The sequence below is a fragment of the Nonlabens sp. genome, assembly GCF_018401815.1.
Classification (GTDB): domain Bacteria; phylum Bacteroidota; class Bacteroidia; order Flavobacteriales; family Flavobacteriaceae; genus Nonlabens.
In genome coordinates this window covers 103053-120417 of record NZ_JAGYKG010000004.1, presented here as the reverse complement: position 1 = coordinate 120417, position 17365 = coordinate 103053, and the positions used below count along the sequence as shown (strand labels likewise).

Annotated in this window: 14 protein-coding genes; 8 read left to right on the top strand and 6 right to left on the bottom strand. The window is 37.6% G+C overall.

Annotated features, from left to right (window positions below):
• The first annotated feature begins 42 nt into the window (after positions 1-42).
• From KG732_RS08970 to KG732_RS08960, 3 genes are all read left to right on the top strand, one after another.
• Entirely contained in the window at positions 43-2106 is a 2064-nt protein-coding gene (locus tag KG732_RS08970) for a M3 family metallopeptidase (RefSeq protein WP_213523189.1), read from the top strand.
• Between the two features lie 179 nt (positions 2107-2285).
• Positions 2286-2849, top strand: coding sequence for a sigma-70 family RNA polymerase sigma factor (locus tag KG732_RS08965; protein WP_213523187.1), 564 nt, complete (start codon positions 2286-2288; stop codon positions 2847-2849).
• A gap of 4 nt (positions 2850-2853) precedes the next feature.
• Complete coding sequence (locus KG732_RS08960) at positions 2854-3099, top strand: hypothetical protein (RefSeq protein ID WP_213522706.1); 246 nt, start codon at positions 2854-2856, stop codon at positions 3097-3099.
• Positions 3100-3161: 62 nt separating this feature from the next.
• Here the strand turns inward: KG732_RS08960 and KG732_RS08955 are convergent, their stop codons facing one another.
• A complete protein-coding gene (locus tag KG732_RS08955) occupies positions 3162-4028 on the bottom strand; it encodes a hypothetical protein (RefSeq protein ID WP_213522703.1) in 867 nt (288 codons plus the stop codon).
• A gap of 158 nt (positions 4029-4186) precedes the next feature.
• On the opposite strand from KG732_RS08955, the gene gcvP reads away from it, so the two are divergent.
• The 3 genes from gcvP to KG732_RS08940 all read left to right on the top strand — a co-directional run bounded on the left by gcvP (position 4187) and on the right by KG732_RS08940 (position 10120).
• Positions 4187-7027 (top strand): aminomethyl-transferring glycine dehydrogenase, encoded by a 2841-nt coding sequence (gcvP, locus tag KG732_RS08950; RefSeq protein ID WP_213523185.1) that lies wholly within the window; start codon positions 4187-4189, stop codon positions 7025-7027.
• A gap of 615 nt (positions 7028-7642) precedes the next feature.
• Positions 7643-8701, top strand: a complete 1059-nt coding sequence (locus tag KG732_RS08945; protein ID WP_213522701.1) for a 3-oxoacyl-ACP synthase III family protein — start codon at positions 7643-7645, stop codon at positions 8699-8701.
• Between the two features lie 240 nt (positions 8702-8941).
• Positions 8942-10120 (top strand): cytochrome c peroxidase, encoded by a 1179-nt coding sequence (locus KG732_RS08940; RefSeq protein ID WP_213522699.1) that lies wholly within the window; start codon positions 8942-8944, stop codon positions 10118-10120.
• Positions 10121-10221: 101 nt separating this feature from the next.
• On the opposite strand, the gene KG732_RS08935 is transcribed toward KG732_RS08940, so the two are convergent.
• On the bottom strand, positions 10222-10947 hold the full coding sequence (locus KG732_RS08935) for a peptidylprolyl isomerase (RefSeq protein ID WP_213522697.1): 726 nt from the start codon (positions 10945-10947) through the stop codon (positions 10222-10224).
• A gap of 71 nt (positions 10948-11018) precedes the next feature.
• Here KG732_RS08935 and KG732_RS08930 point away from each other — a divergent pair, with 71 nt between their 5' ends.
• Entirely contained in the window at positions 11019-11585 is a 567-nt protein-coding gene (locus KG732_RS08930) for a CoA pyrophosphatase (protein ID WP_213522695.1), read from the top strand.
• A 61-nt stretch (positions 11586-11646) separates the two neighbouring features.
• Positions 11647-12450, top strand: coding sequence for a 1-acyl-sn-glycerol-3-phosphate acyltransferase (locus KG732_RS08925; RefSeq protein WP_213522693.1), 804 nt, complete (start codon positions 11647-11649; stop codon positions 12448-12450).
• Positions 12451-12520: 70 nt separating this feature from the next.
• Here the strand turns inward: KG732_RS08925 and KG732_RS08920 are convergent, their stop codons facing one another.
• The 4 genes from KG732_RS08920 to KG732_RS08905 all read right to left on the bottom strand — a co-directional run bounded on the left by KG732_RS08920 (position 12521) and on the right by KG732_RS08905 (position 17255).
• Positions 12521-14155, bottom strand: a complete 1635-nt coding sequence (locus tag KG732_RS08920; protein WP_213522691.1) for an ABC-F family ATP-binding cassette domain-containing protein — start codon at positions 14153-14155, stop codon at positions 12521-12523.
• Between the two features lie 184 nt (positions 14156-14339).
• A complete protein-coding gene (locus tag KG732_RS08915) occupies positions 14340-15509 on the bottom strand; it encodes a methyltransferase (protein ID WP_213522689.1) in 1170 nt (389 codons plus the stop codon).
• Positions 15510-16610: an AI-2E family transporter gene (locus KG732_RS08910; protein ID WP_213522687.1), complete on the bottom strand. Its 1101-nt coding sequence runs from the start codon at positions 16608-16610 to the stop codon at positions 15510-15512.
• A 3-nt stretch (positions 16611-16613) separates the two neighbouring features.
• Positions 16614-17255, bottom strand: a complete 642-nt coding sequence (locus tag KG732_RS08905) for a DUF4159 domain-containing protein (RefSeq protein ID WP_213522685.1) — start codon at positions 17253-17255, stop codon at positions 16614-16616.
• Positions 17256-17365: the final 110 nt, after the last annotated feature.

Below are 17365 nucleotides of genomic sequence, written 5' to 3'. Positions count from 1 at the left end.
TGTGAGGAACAATTGATTATTGAACTTTACCTTTACGGTCCTATGAGCATTGAAGATAATCCCCTGTTGCAAAAGTTTAATACTTTTCATGATACCGCACCTTTTTCTTTGATAAAGGAAGTGCATTATGAAGCTGCTTTTGCGAAAGCGATACAGCTTGCAAAAAAAGAAATCAATGCCATCACTGAGAATACCTTAGAACCTACCTTTGAAAATACTATAGAAGCTCTAGACAGCGCTGGAGAATTATTAGGTCGTATTTCTAGTATCTTTTTTAACCTCAACAGTGCAGAAACCAATGATGAAATTCAAAAAATTGCTCGTGAGGTAAGTCCAAAATTATCTGAATTTGCTAATGATGTCATCCTTAATGTAGCCCTTTTTAAAAGAGTAAAAGAGGTTTATGAAAATAAAGCTTCTTTAGATTTAACAGAGGAACAAAAAACATTATTGGACAAAGAGTACAAACGTTTTTCCCGTAATGGAGCCAATCTTACGGAAGATCAAAAGAAACGTTTAAGAGAAATAGACAACGAGCTTTCGCAGTTGTCTTTAGATTTTGGAGAGCGTGTTCTTGCAGCTACTAATGCTTATGAACTACATCTAGAAGATGACTCTAGGTTGCTGGGCTTACCAGAAAGCGCAAAAGAAGCAGCTGCCGAAGCGGCAAAAGAAAAGGGTAAAGAAGGCTATCTGTTTACCTTAGATTATCCCAGCTACATTCCTTTTATGACTTATGTGGACGACAGGAAATTAAGAGAAGAGCTTTCAAAGGCTTTTGGGTCCAAAGCCTATAAAGACGAGTATGACAACCAACAAAATGTTTTAAAGATTGCACAACTTCGCTTTGAAAGAGCACAGTTATTAGGGTACAAAACCCATGCACATTTTGTTTTGGAAGAACGAATGGCAAAAACACCTGAAATGGTGAATAGCTTTTCGCAAGAGATCCTTGAAAAAGCCAAACCTGCTGCACAAAGAGAATTTGATGAGTTGACTAATTTTGCCATCTCTATTTCCAATCAATCAGAAACCTCAGAAGCTATTACCAAATTAGAGAAATGGGATGCTGCTTATTATTCAGAAAAGTTAAAGCAACGTCTTTTTGACTTGGACGATGAGTTGTTAAAACCATATTTCAAATTAGAGAATGTGATCAATGGTGTTTTTGAAATCGCCAGTCGTTTGTACGGATTGAGTTTTGAAGAGACGACCGAAATAGAAAAATACCACCCAGATGTTTTGACTTATGTGGTTAAAAATGAGGATAACACATGGAACTCTATCTTCTATGCCGACTTTTTCCCTCGTAAGGGAAAACGCAATGGTGCTTGGATGACTTCTTATAAAAGCCAGTGGTATGATGAAAATGGTCACAACATAAGACCACATATCTCTAACGTATGTAATTTTACAAAACCTACAGCTACTAAGCCGTCCCTACTTACTTTTAATGAAGTAACCACTCTCTTTCATGAATTTGGCCATGCGCTTCACGGGATGCTAGCAGATACCAAGTACAGAAGCCTATCAGGAACATCAGTGTTTTGGGATTTTGTGGAATTACCTAGTCAAATTTTAGAGAACTGGTGTTATGAAAAAGAGGCCCTAGAAATTTTTGCAAGACATTACGAGACCGACGAAGTGATACCTTCCACCTATATAGAGAAAATCAAAGCTGCGGCAAACTTTCAAGAAGGGTTACAAACATTGAGACAACTTTCTTTTGGAATGATGGATATGAGCTGGCACGGAATTGATCCTACAGGAATTACAGATGTAAAAGCTCATGAAAGAAAAATATTTGATCAAACAGATGTATATCCAGATGTGGCAAGCAGTTGCATGAGTACTTCTTTTGCACATATTTTTCAAGGAGGGTACAGTGCAGGATATTACAGTTATAAATGGGCAGAGGTGCTCGATGCAGATGCTTTTGAAGTATTTCAAGAAAAGGGAATTTTTGACCGAGTAACAGCCAAGAAATTTAGAGACAACATACTCTCTAAAGGTGGAACAGAAGACCCGATGTTGTTGTATACCCGCTTTCGCGGAAGCAAACCTAAGATAGATGCATTATTAAAAAGAGCAGGATTAGTGGCTTAAGGACAGGCAGAAGTAATCAATGAAACGATACCTGTTGCTGTTATAAAACAAACGTCTGAAACAACCTATATTCTTAGAAACAGGAAGTACTGTTCCCAATAAGAAAATAGTACCGAACAAGGAAATGATAAAAGTTGAAATAGATTCCGTTAAAAGTGCGGAAAGAAATAGAAAAACAATTGCCAGAAGTTAAATTAATACCAGAAAAATGGGTAGATCGCTACGGTGATTACCTTTTTAACTTTACCATAAGTAGAGTTAATGACCCTATTATGGCTCAAGACTTGGTCTCAGAGACTTTTCTAGCTGGTTTGAAAAGTGCGCACCGATTTAAAGGAAATTCTACAGAGCGCACTTGGTTAATCTCTATTCTCAAACGTAAAATAATCGATTATTACCGCAAGATCAATTCCAATAAAGGTAAGGCTGAAGTGCGTATGAGCTATCTTACCAATAGTGATCAAGAAGGGGACTGGATGGAAGAAAAAGCCGCAGACCTGCGCAATCCCAACGTAGAGGACATGATTGAACAAAAAGAATTAAGTGATGTTCTCGAAGAATGTATTGCTTGTTTACCAGAGCGATATGCCACTATCTTTGTCCAAAAAACCATTGATAATTTGGAAACCGAAACAATATGTAAGGAACATAATATCACGGCGTCCAATCTTTGGGTGATCATTCACAGGGCTCGAGTCCAGCTTATGGAATGCCTCAATAATAAATGGCACAAGAATAGTTAATCTAATGAGTAGATTCTTTATCAATTGCGATCAAGCAAGTATATTAAGTACACGAGAACAATACGGCGACCTTAACCCCAAGGAAGCCTTCCGTCATCAACTACACAGAGGTCACTGTATAGGTTGTCGCTCTTTTCACAAAAACAACCAACGTTTCCAACGCAAACTAAAAAGTCTGAAATGGGTTGCTTTGACCATAGCTCAAAAACAATCTATAAAGAAATGTCTTGTTGAAGCCATGACCAAGTAGTTGTTAACTTGAGTAAATCACTTTTAAATTCTCCTCTTGATTATTGCAGATTTCTTCTGTTATTAGGCGTATGTTCCAGTTAAAAAGAGCAACAAACCTAACCATAATACTGGAATTGCCTCCACAAAGAAACTCGCGTAGTAATCAGATTTAAATACATCTGAAAACCAAATGGATAGTGCTATAAAAGGCACTATACAGTACGAGCTTATCGCCGTAATAGTTGTTGCAAAACCAAAGGGTATAAACTCCATTAACAAGTAGACTGCACACAAGGCAATACCTAATAATTTAGTGCGAGTGATTCCTATCAGTTGTGGAAGTGTTTTAAGCTGAGGAGCATCATATTGCAAATCCCTAATTTCAAAAGGAATACATAGTGCGATGATCAATAAGAATAATTGAACAATATCTATAGCATAAAGCCATGGTATGGAATCTGTAATAGAAAAAGCCAAGGGATCAATCAAATACTCAAAATCTGCATAAACTGATTTTAAAGGAAGAAAACAAATAATGATGATCCATGAACTAGCTACCAGAGCCAATTTAAAAATAGGAACTTGCCTTAAGTTGTGCTGTCTGATCAATGGAAATGCATAAAAGATTGAAAAAGCACTAGCCAAAGCAACCATCGCAGCAGTCCACAGACTGTCTGTTACGATTAAATAAGCCGCGATACCACTTGCTATTGTTGTAATGGTGATCACCGCTTTTTTAAAACGGAATTCTTTTTGTTCCAAAAGCAGCACTGCATATTTTATAATGTTATAGCCTATCACCACTCCACAAAAAATAAGAAGCAGTATAGCATCATCTAACTTTGACAGGTTCTGAAAATGAAATACTAGAAATAGCGCCACAAAACAAAAAGCCACATGAAAACTGCTCCTGATATAAAAGTCTAATAGGGTTTGGAACCACTTCATGAGGCAAATGTAAACCTGATAGTTAATAACTAAGCAAAAAGCGTTGAAAAATCATTTATTTAGCAACTAACTCTTGTTAGTTAGGCCAGCTTAAACGACTACTTTTGCAAAGAATTCTGTTAGAATTTAATATCTTAACTATAGACCATATAAGTACTATGAATACAGATCGTTTTGCCCTCAGACATATCGGACCTCGAGAGGAGGACCTTGCCTCCATGCTTGAAACAATAGGTGTAGAATCTATTGACCAATTAGTTTATGAAACTGTCCCAGCAAACATACGCCTTCAACAAGATCTAAAATTAGATCCTGCGATGAGTGAATATGAATTCCTGAGCCATATTAATAAATTAGGTAGTAAAAACAAACAATTTAGATCCTATATAGGTCTTGGGTATCACGCTCCAATTACACCGGCCGTTATCCAAAGAAATATTTTAGAAAATCCAGGTTGGTATACCGCTTATACCCCGTATCAGGCAGAAATTGCTCAAGGACGTCTAGAGGCTTTATTGAATTACCAAACCATGATATCAGACCTTACTGGTATGGAATTGTCTAATGCTTCACTATTAGATGAGTCTACGGCTGCAGCTGAGGCGATGACCTTACTTTTCGCTGTTCGTGACCGCGCTCAGAAAAAAGATGACCTGGTAAAATTCTTTGTAGATCAAGATACGTTACCACAAACCAAGGAGCTTTTGAAAACTCGCGCAATTCCTCTAGGAATTGAGTTGGTTGAAGGAAACCCTCAGGAAATAAATGTTAAAGATGGCTATTATGCGATTCTATTACAATATCCTGGTGCAAGTGGAAATGTAGTGGATTATACCGCTTTCGCTAAAAATTGCCAAGAAAATAATATCCGTATAGCAGTAGCTGCTGATATACTTTCATTGGTATTGCTAGAAGCTCCAGGACATTGGGGAGCAGATGTAGTGGTAGGAACCACACAGCGTTTTGGTATTCCACTAGGTTATGGTGGACCGCACGCAGCTTACTTTGCAACACGTGAAGAATTTAAAAGACAAATTCCAGGACGTATCATAGGGGTCACTAAAGATACTGATGGAAAACGTGCCTTAAGAATGGCGCTTCAAACGCGTGAACAACACATTAAAAGAGATAAAGCCACGTCAAATATTTGTACTGCACAAGTATTACTTGCTGTAATGGCTGGTATGTACGGAGTATATCACGGGCCACGTGGCTTGAAGTTTATCGCAACAAAACTGCACGCTCAAACAGCTACTCTTGCAGATGCCGTTGAAAAACTAGGTATTTATCAAACCAATGCTAATTTCTTTGACACCTTGAGTTTTAAAGTAGATGCAGCAGCGGTTCAAAAAGAGGCCTTAAAGCTAGAAATCAATTTCTATTATCCTGATGCCGATACGGTTCAAGTTTCTTTAAATGAAACTACTTCTATGGCAGACTTGAATGATATTGTTTCCGCTTTCGCGAAAGCGGTCAACAAAGACTTCTCTCCAATTACAAAATTATTAGAGAAAACGTATTTAGGAACAGGACGTCAAACAGAATTCTTGACCTATGAGGTATTCAACTCCTATCATTCTGAAACAGAGTTAATGCGTTACATCAAAAAATTAGAACGTAAAGATTTAGCCTTAAATCACTCGATGATTGCGTTGGGTTCTTGTACGATGAAATTGAACGCTGCAGCCGAAATGTTGCCTCTTTCAAATCCGCAATGGGGAAATATCCACCCATTTGTACCACTAGATCAAGCTGAAGGTTATCAGCACATGTTGAAGAAACTGGAATTGCAATTAAATGAAGCAACTGGTTTTGCAGGCACTTCCCTACAACCTAATTCTGGTGCGCAAGGAGAGTTTGCAGGTTTAATGACCATACGTGCCTATCATATATCACGAGGTGACGATCATAGAAATATCTGTTTGATTCCGTCTAGTGCTCATGGAACAAATCCAGCGAGTGCCGTAATGGCAGGAATGAAAGTCGTAGTGACTAAGGCGCTAGAAAACGGAAACATCGATGTAGATGACTTACGTGAAAAAGCAGAAAAATACAAAGACAATTTAAGTGCGTTGATGGTGACTTATCCATCTACTCATGGAGTTTATGAAAGTGCCATTAAAGAAATTACAGGACTCATCCATGAAAATGGTGGTCAGGTGTATATGGATGGGGCTAATATGAATGCACAAGTGGGATTGACCAATCCTGGAAATATTGGTGCAGACGTTTGTCACTTGAATTTACACAAAACTTTTGCCATCCCTCATGGCGGTGGAGGTCCTGGTGTAGGACCTATATGTGTCGCACCGCAACTGGTTCCATTCTTACCTACTAACCCTATCATACCTACAGGTGGTGCTCAAGCAATCACACCTATTAGTGCAGCGCCTTTCGGTAGTGCACTAGCCTGTTTGATCTCTTATGGTTACATCTGTATGTTGGGAGCTGAAGGTTTAAAACGATCTACAGAATATGCAATTGTAAATGCTAACTATATCAAGGAACGTCTAGAAGGTAGTTATGCTTGTTTATATGTAGGTGAAAAAGGTCGTGCTGCTCACGAAATGATCATCGACTGTCGCCCATTTAAAGACCACGGTATTGAAGTTGTAGATATTGCAAAACGGTTGATGGATTATGGCTTCCACGCTCCTACTGTATCTTTCCCTGTAGCGGGAACGATGATGATTGAGCCTACAGAGTCGGAATCTAAAGAAGAAATGGATCGTTTTTGTGATGCGATGATTTCCATTAAAAAAGAGATTGATGCAACTTCTGTAGACGAGCCCAACAACCTTCTTAAGAACAGTCCGCATACCTTACAAATGATCACTGCAGACGAATGGGATTTTCCATACACAAGAAGTCAAGCGGCATATCCTCTAGAATATGTATCTGACAATAAATTCTGGCCTACCGTACGTCGTGCAGACGATGCTTATGGAGACCGTAATTTGATGTGTACTTGTGCTCCTATGGAGGAGTATATGGAATAATCGAACTCGAACATCTGAATTTCTGCAATAGATGCGACAACTGCTAGTATAAAATTCAGTGTTCGTAACCGTTATCGACTCTCGCTCGAACTGACATTAAAAACCGAATCAACTTTGTTGATTCGGTTTTTAATGATCTTCATTTAATAGGAAATGGAATTATGGTTTTCCTCATCGCTGTTTAGTTAAAGAGAACTAATCTAAGTGGTTTATTGATATCCCTTAACAGTTATGAATCTTTTCATAATTATTGCGCTTACTTTAATTTCTGTTACAACCACAACGTTACAGAGTTGTGAAGAAATCATTCATTTTGTGCAATGAGAAGATTATGGAGCAGTAACCATTTTTAAGATTTAAGAAGAGGACTTTAAAAATTCAAAAAATGGACTCCAACAGGATATAAAAATCTTATCAATTTCTTTAGTTTTTATTAGTATCTTTAAGAAAACCGGTTCTTTACTATTCACTGCATTATATATTTCTCAATAAAATGGCACATCTGATTCACGATTATCAATAAAATAAAAAACAAGTCATATTCTAAGATAAATTATTAGGATAAAACCAGATAAATCGCTTTTTTTGTTAGTCATAAGATTGAAAACTGCCTGCATGAGAGCAAAAATTACTGGAGTAGGAAGTCATATTCCTGATATTGTAAGAAAAAACGAAGAATTCATGAATCATGAATTTTTAAACAATGATGGAAGTTCCTTTGGAAGCGATAACGCCACCATCATACAAAAGTTTGTAGCTATAACAGGTATTGAAGAACGTCGTTATATAAGCAATGATTTATTGACAAGTGATATTGCTGCATTTGCCGCTCAAAAGGCAATAGCAGATGCTCATTGTGATCCCGAAAGCATAGATTTTATAATCGTTGCACACAATTATGGTGACGTAAAGCCTGATGGTGGTTCTAGTGATATGGTACCCAGTCTTGCGAGCCGTGTAAAAAATAAACTGGGCATTAAAAACCCAAAATGTATTGCTTACGACCTCTTGTTTGGCTGTCCTGGATGGATTTTAGGTGTTACTCAAGCAGATTCTTTTATCAAATCTGGACTTGCTAAAAAAGTGTTGGTCATAGGTGCTGAAGCTTTATCTCGTGTGGTAGACCCGCATGATAGAGATTCGATGATCTATTCTGATGGAGCTGGAGCGGCTGTATTAGAAGCTAGTCATGATGAACACGGTATCTTAGGGCAAGCAACAGCTACTTATACAGAAGAAGAAACCTATTTTATCTTTAATGAAACGTCTTACAACAAAGTCCTAGAAGATAAAACCACATACATTAAAATGTACGGGCGCCGCATTTACAACTTTGCCCTTTCTAAAGTCCCTGAAGGAATGAAGGAGGCGATGGATCAAGCTGGTGTCCCTATTAACGACCTTAAAAAGATTTTTATACATCAAGCTAATGAAAAAATGGACGAAGCCATAGTCAATCGCTTCTATAAACTTTACGATATGGAAGTGCCTAAGGACATCATGCCTATGGTGATTCATAAATTAGGGAATAGTTCAGTGGCAACAGTTCCTACGGTAATGGATCTTGTCGTACGTGGAAAAATGCCGCAACACCGAGTAGAAAAAGGAGATGTGGTAATGTTTGCTAGTGTAGGGGCTGGAATGAATATCAATGCGATCGTTTATAGATACTAAAAAACTAGACCTTTTTTTAATCCTAAACCTCTTTAAAATCTTCGATTTTAAAGAGGTTTATTTTTTCTGTTATTCAACAAAATTAGCCCCTTACACCCCTTTATTATCTGGAAAAAGCACTTTTAAATGGATCCTAATAATCAGAAAAGAAGGATCTAAAAAAAGCTTCAGAAAATAAACTATTAACATTTTTTTAAACCTTTTCGCATATGGGTAGTCTGATCTATAAAGACCTTATTTATGAAATACCTAGCGTTGTTTGCCTTTTTACTACTAAGTGCCTCATTTATAACTTCTTGTAGTAAAAACACAAGTTACACCCCTGTCAGCCCATCATCCAGTATATTAAACTTACCTGATACCCCCTATAATTACACTGATATCAACATACCCAATCACCTTTCCAATAATGTACTCATAGGTATTGGACAAAATGCAGCGATTGACAATGACAATACGCCTGCTACTAATACTACTACCAATGATGGCGCTACCCTAGGTAGGGTGTTGTTTTATGATAAAAACCTAAGTGCCAATGGAACTATAGCCTGTGCCTCTTGTCATATACCATCCAAAGGATTTTCCGATAGCAGCGTTCTCAGTATAGGTTTTGATATAGGAAATACCAGAAGGCATTCTATGAGCCTTATTAATGCAAGGTGGTATGCGAGAGGTCGTTTTTTCTGGGATGAAAGAGCAGCTTCTCTAGAAGAACAAGTCTTAGAACCATTCCAAGATCCGGTAGAAATGGGAATGACCCTAGCAGAAGTTGTTACCAATGTTCAAAATCAAGATTTCTATCCACCACTTTTTGCCAATGCTTTTGGAAGTGAAGAGATCACATCAGATAAAATATCAAAAGCCTTATCTCAATTTATTAGAAGTATAGTGAGTGTTTCTAGTAAATACGATACCGGTAGGGCTACCGTTAATATACCAAATACCAACTTTGCTAATTTTACTACAAGTGAAAATAACGGTAAGAGTTTATTCTTTAGACCCAAAAATTTAGGGGGGTTAAGCTGTATAGGTTGTCACGCTACTGAAGCTTTTATTAATCCTGATGCAGGAACCACTAATAATGGTTTGGATTTGGTCTCCACTGACGATTTAGGGGTTTTTGAATCCATAGCTAATCCACAGTTTTTAGGAGCATTCAAAGTACCCTCATTAAAGAACATTGAACTCACCGCACCATACATGCATGACGGTAGGTTTGCCACTCTTGAAGAGGTAGTGGAGCATTACAATAGTGGTGTACAAGACCATCCTAATTTAAATAATGCTTTAAAAGATGCCAATGGAATGCCGCAGCGTCTCCACCTGACAGATCAACAAATAGCAGATGTTGTGAACTTTCTTAAAACCTTAACCGATACCGATATTACTACTGACCCTAAGTTTAGTGATCCGTTTTAAAACCATACCCTTAACTTCAATGAGAAATCTCTATATATCAGAGAAGGAGCGTTGCTTTTTTTAACTCAACCTCGCTCCCATCATTAAGACAATGAAAAAAATTAATCAATGACCTCCATATCTATAAAAATATTTTCTTTAGGCCAGTCGCTATTATCGGTAGGTACTCTCGCAAGTTGATCTGCGATTTCTATTCCTTTGGTAACCCTACCGAATATGGTATGCTCCTGATCCAGATGTGGAGAGGAATTTAAAGTGATAAAAAAATCAAACGGATCATGCCAGTTTTGAGGATTATCAATCCATTGTTTGGCATTGCTTAAAGTACCTCGTTCATGTGTTATGCCTGGTAAAAAATGTGGTGGAAGTTTATAATTACCCGCGCTCGCTCTTTTCAAAGCCGGTAAAGTTTCATCACTATTACCAGCTTGTACCACAAAGTCTTGAACCACTCGGTGGACATAAGTTCCATTAAAATATGCATTTTTTACCAAGTAAATAAAGCTCGCTCTATAAATAGGAGTCTCTGTGAATAGTTCCATTTCTATAACTCCATAAGTGGTTAATAAACGTACTCTGGTCTCGGGATTTTCTTCACCATACCTCGTAAAAAATACCTTTACACTATCCTGTGGAATGTACGCAAGCAAGGTATCACCACTAGCTGAAATCTGGCGTTTGTATGTTCGGTCGAGAATGCGTTGCTCTTTTGTTAATGGTGTTACCCTGTCCGGTAGTTCTTCTTTTATAGCTTTTTGAACTTCTGTACTATCTTTACAAGAGAAACAACACCACACCAGCATTAAAAAGAAAATAATTGACTTCATTTAACGATTTTTTGAATCAAGTGTCAAAGCTAAAGAAATTACCTCTTCCAGGCTTAGAATCACAGCTTAAAATGGCTGTGATAAATCGTATAGAGGAAATGCAGCACATTACTTTAGACAACCGCACTCCCAAAGAAGCCTCTGTAATGATGCTGATTTATCCTAAAGATGGTATTCCCCATTTTGTTCTTATAGAACGCACCACATCTACAGGCAAACACAGCGGTCAGATAGCTTTTCCTGGTGGCAGAAAGGAGAAGACTGATCATGACAATAGCGTGACAGCTTTGCGTGAAACCGAAGAGGAGATTGGTGTGGACAGAAACGATCAACACTTGGTCATGCCATTGACTTCTATCTACATTCCCCCTAGTAACTATATGGTGCATCCTTATCTCGCTTTCGCGAAAGCGGAACTAACATTCACCCCTCAACTAAGCGAAGTGAAATCTGTTATCGAAATAAAGCTTTCTGACTTGCTAAACCATAATAACAAAAAACGTACAACACTATCAACCTCTTACATGAAGGAAGTGAGTGTGCCTTGCTTCTACTTTGGGGAGGTAATGGTATGGGGGGCTACAGCAATGATGCTACAAGAAATAAAAGATGTTTTTATAGCAGCTGGGTTGAAATAAGCACTAGCCTTATTTAAAAAGCTATTCTTATATTTGCTACTCCTCTAAAACTAAAACTTAAATGGGATTGTTTAAAGAAAATCCTTTTGGCCATATCTTATTTTTAAAAAAATGGCTGATACGCATTGCTGGAGTCTTGTCTCACCGTCGTTATCGAGGTTTTAATGAACTGGAAATTGAAGGAAGCGAGATTATTAGAACCCTTCCTGAAACAGGTGTGTTGTTTGTTTCTAATCATCAAACTTATTTTGCAGATGTGGTTAGTATGTTTCATGTTTTCAATGCTTCTTTAAAAGGACGGGACGACAGTATTAAAAACGTAGGTTACCTATGGAATCCTAAATTGAATATCTATTATGTTGCCGCCAAGGAAACCATGCAAAGTGGCTTATTACCCAAGATATTTGCCTATGCCGGCGCCATTACGGTAGAAAGAACTTGGAGAGCAAAAGGAGAAGAGGTGCATCGCGAGGTAAATCCAGACGACACTAAAAATATAGGCGTTGCATTAAATGACGGTTGGGTGATCACTTTCCCACAAGGAACTACCAAACCTTTTAAGCCTATTAGAAAAGGTACTGCCCACATAATCAAACAGTACCGTCCTATTGTGGTACCTATCGTAATTGACGGGTTCCGCAGGAGTTTTGATAAAAAGGGATTGCGTATTAAAAAACGCAATATTCTTCAATCTATGGTCATTAAAGAACCGCTTAAAATAGATTATGAAAACGACTCTATTGAAAAGATTGTGGAGCAGTTGGAATATTCTATTGAACAACACCAGTCGTTTTTAAAAGTAATTCCTCTTGAAGAACTAGAGGCACAAGAAGAGTTGAACAAAATGCGCAGGTGGGAGTATTAAAGCTACGACTGCCGTCTGGATTGCCTCTGCTCGTTGCCAATAGAGATGATGGAACGCACCGCTTATTTAATTACATCAAATTAATAGCTGCTATGCTTTTGATTCTATTGCGTTCTAAAAAGGCATCTATAGATTCAAAATGTTCAATCACTCGTTGTTCTTTAAACTCAAATACCTTCTCAGAAAGTCCTTGAAGAAAATCTCGGTCGTGAGAAACTAAAATCAATGTTCCATCGTAAGTAGAGAGCGCTTCTTTCAGCACGTCTTTTGACTTGAGGTCTAGGTGGTTGGTAGGTTCATCTAGAATAAGCAAATTCACTGGCTCTAGAAGTAACTTTACCATGGCGAGTCTTGTCTTTTCACCTCCAGAAAGGACACTCACTTTCTTTTCTAGATCATCACCACTGAACATAAAGCGACCTAATATGTTCTTCATTTGAGTGCGTATATCACCTTCTGCCACTTCGTCTACTGTTTGAAAAACAGTAAGGTCTTTATCAAGCAATGCCGCTTGGTTCTGTGCAAAATACCCCACCTTAATATTATGCCCCAATTGGCAGGTTCCCTCTACTTCAATTTCTCCTAGAATAGCTTTTATCATGGTGGATTTTCCTTCACCATTACGGCCTACAAAAGATACTTTCTCCCCGCGAGCAATCGACATATTTGCCTCCTTAAAAACCACATGATCCTTATAAGACTTGGAAACGTCCTTTACGGTCACTGGATAATCTCCTGATCGAGGCGATGGTGGAAAACGCAGCTTTAAAGCACTGGTATCTACCTCATCAATTTCGATAATTTGTAATTTCTCCAGCATTCGTTCCCGAGAAGATACTTGATTCGTTTTAGAGTAAGTCCCTTTAAAACGCTCGATAAAAGTCTTATTATCGGCTATGATTTTTTGCTGTTCTTGATAAGCCTTTATCTGGTGAGCTCTGCGATCTTCCCGCAACACCAAGTAATGAGAATAGGTGGCTTTATAATCAAATATTCTTCCCATACTCACTTCTATAGTACGATTGGTAATGGTATCAATGAATGCTCTATCGTGAGAGATCACCATTACTGCGTTAGCTTTATGGACCAAAAAATCTTCTAGCCATATCACCGATTCAATGTCGATGTGATTAGTAGGCTCATCTAGTAAAATCAAATCTGGTTTTTGAAGAAGAATTTTAGCTAGCTCCATGCGCATGCGCCATCCACCGCTAAACTCAGACGTCTGTCTGGTAAAATCTTCTTGTTTAAAACCTAATCCTTTGAGGGCTTTTTCAACTTCAGCATCATAATTGACCTCTTCTAGGGCGTAGAATTTGTCTCCTAATTCGGTCACCTGTTCTATGATCGCCATGTACTCATCACTTTCATAATCGGTTCTTACGGTAAGCGCTGTATTGAGACGCTCCATCTCTTCCTTCATAGCAAAGACTTGTTTAAAGGCTTTGGCCGCTTCTTCAAAAACAGTACAATCGTCTTCCGTGAGTAAATGCTGTGGTAAATAAGCGATCACTATGTCTTTAGGGGCCCGTACATGTCCACGAGTGGCTGTTTGTTCTCCAGCGATGATCTTCATCATCGTAGATTTTCCTGCGCCGTTTTTCCCCATCAATGCTATTTTATCGGTAGGATTAATAACAAAGGAAACATCGCTAAATAAGGTAGTACCGCTAAATGCTACGGCAAGATTATCTACTGTGATCATGATTTGGTTTTAAAAGCTGCAAAAGTAAGAACAAAAGAAGAGAGAATATATAAGGCTAACTAAAAGAAACTAGAAACAAGAGGTGAGAATACTATAAGTTCATCAGCTTATAAATTTTGAGAAGTCTATTATAGGAAGTTTAGTAAAGCAACAAGGCTACAATCACCTATGACAACACAAAAACTCAAAGTTTAACCGCCTCAATAACAATAGCCCCTAGTTCCTGAGAACTTGTAAAGAACAAATAATCGGTTTCGTGTTCTGAAAACTGGTATTTCTTGCGCAGCTGTGCTACCGATTCTTTGTTGTTGCGGGTAACGATGGCTTTAGCACTCTTAGCATAAAGCCTTTTTAATATTTTGGAAGTGTTTGGAGCAACCTTTTTAATTTCAAAAATGCGCCCGGGAAAATCACATAACTTTTCTGAAGTAAACAAGTGAGCATCTTGATCTAGCTTTTGTAAGGCATAATGCTGCATTAGAGAATCAAATTGTTGTGATTTCATGATAGCGGCGTTGGGCTCATACAGGTATTTTTGAGGTTTGGAATAGGTAGGACTGTGCTGTGCACCCAATATACTTTTAAAAACAGGTTGCTCTGTCAACAGGTTGATACAAGTTAAACGGACCTGACTTACCTCTTCTTTAGTTAATACCCAAAGCAATTCTTTGACTTCATTTTTTACCGCAACGATATGCAAAGAGCTTACTTTTTTTAGTTGCTTGATCCCTGCCGTAATATCAAGCATGGGAGATGTTTTGATCATCACTCTTTTACCTCTTTGAAGTAATAATTCTAAATTTACCAGCACATTAGGCTCGTAGTCTGATAACATAACCGCCTTCGCATGTGTGGCTGTTTTTCTGCTAGGATCCAGATAAATCAAGTCGTATACCTCAGCAGTATCTTTTAAAAATTGGATGCCGTCACTTTGAAATGACTTTGTTTGAAGTTCTTGTATTTTAAAAGAATGTTGCGCGTATTCCTGTAGCGATTTTGAAAGTTCTATATGTGTTGTTGAGGAGCATGCTTTCGCGAAAGCGGAAACATCAATACCAAATCCTCCGGTAAGATCAATCATGCTATCTATAGCATACAACTGCGATTTGTAAACCGCCGTTATTTCTGAACTGGTTTGCTCTAAATTCACTTTAGGCGGATACAAAATATGAGGATTCTTAAAAAGAGAAGGAAATTTATAACGCGCCTTTTGTAAGCCAACTAATTGCTGTGTGAGCTCCTTATTGGAAACGTACTCAAAAGGGTGATTCATGAGCATAAAAGCAGCTGAAGTTTCTTGTAAATGACCTCTTAGGTATTTAGTAACTTCTGTTCTTATGACTGCCTGATTCATCTATAAATTTTGAGTCAGTTTCTTAACGATTTTGTACTCACTTAAAAATTCTTTGGAAATCACTTTTATAGCTGTATAGGTAGGTACAGCAAGAACTAAGCCTATAATACCAAATAAAATTCCAGCGATTAAAATAATAATAAAAATCTCCAACGGATGTGATTTTACACTTTTTCCAAATATCAACGGCTGATTTATAAAATTATCAATCGCCTGAACAAATCCGTAGCCAATTACTATAATGATTAATTTAGGAAGAATAATTTCAGAAAAATTAGAACCTAAATGATCACTAATTACAAAAGCCGACATCAATACGTATCCTATTGCAGGCCCCAAATAAGGAACTAGGTTAAGCAATGCACAGAAAAAGGCAATGATGATCGCATTCTCCACTCCTACCGTAAACAATATAATACTGTACAGCACAAATAAAATAACTACCTGAAAAACCAGTCCTATAAAATACCTAGAAAGTAATTGCTTTATTTTAGTAAATGCCCTTAAAAACTGACCTTCGTTTCCTTTTTTAGAAAACACTAAAACTCCTTCTAATAAAAGACGGCTGTCTTTAAGAAGGAAAAAGGTAATGAATAATATAGAGAATAGGCCTATGCCAAAACTACCTAAAGTACCAAAAAAACCGTTTACAAACTGTGGAATAAGATCTATATTCAAGTTCTCATAATAATCCATTTGTTGAAGTCGCTCCAGAATATTTACTCTTTGAATACCGAAATAATCACTGATTTGCTCATTGAGGATTTCTACATTTATTTGTAACTCTTCAAGATCGATCTGACTTAAGTTTGCGCTTTGCTCTGTAATTACTGGTATCATCAACAGTATAGCTCCTATAATGATCATAAAGAGTATCAATAGCGTCACTATTACGGCAATGGTATTGTGAAGTTTTAACCTATCGCGCAATAATAGCACAATAGGCCTTCCTATTAAGGAAAGAACAGCAGCAACTCCTATATAAGCGAGCACCGATTGTACTTCCCACAGGAACCATAAAAGGATTAAGATTCCAAAAATAATTCCCAAGGCTCTTAGAATACCAAAAGCTATTGATTTTGAATGTATTGCTTTGCTCATAGCTTAGTTGGTAAAAACGTATTGGATGATATTGGCACCCATATCTAAGGCTTTTTTGCGCACCTCAGGTGGATCGTTATGTATTTCTGGACTTTCCCATCCATCACCTAAATCACTTTCATAAGTAAACAATAGAACTAGCCTTCCCTCATAAAACAAACCTTTAGCTTGTGGTCGTTGTCCTTCGTGCTCATGTATTTTAGGCAAGCCCTTAGGGAAGGTTGCATAACTACTAAAAATAGGATGTGAGGCTGGTAACTCAACTAATTCCTGTTGAGGGAATAATTTAATGAGTTCTTTATTGAGATAAGGTTCCATTCCATAATTATCGTCTATATGAAGAAAGCCTCCACTTAAAAGATACTCTCTAAGATTTTGAACATCGGCTTCATTGAAAACAACATTACCGTGTCCAGTCATATGAATAAATGGGTACTGAAAAATAGCTATACTACTGGGTTCGACGATCGCTACCTCGGTATTTAATTGAGTACTAATATGATCGTTACAATAGGTTATTAAATTAGGAACCGCAGTAGGGTTAGCGTACCAGTCGCCACCGCCGTTGTATTTTAATACGGCTAGTTGTTGTGCATCCATGTTTTTTAAGACCAACAGGCAGATGAAAAGAAATGCTTTTTTCATAGGCTAGCAAATTACAAACTTATCTGACATTTTAATTCATGTTGATTATTAATATTATAAGAAAAGGCTAATTTATGATTATTTAAGAAGTTTAGTTTTTATATTTGATT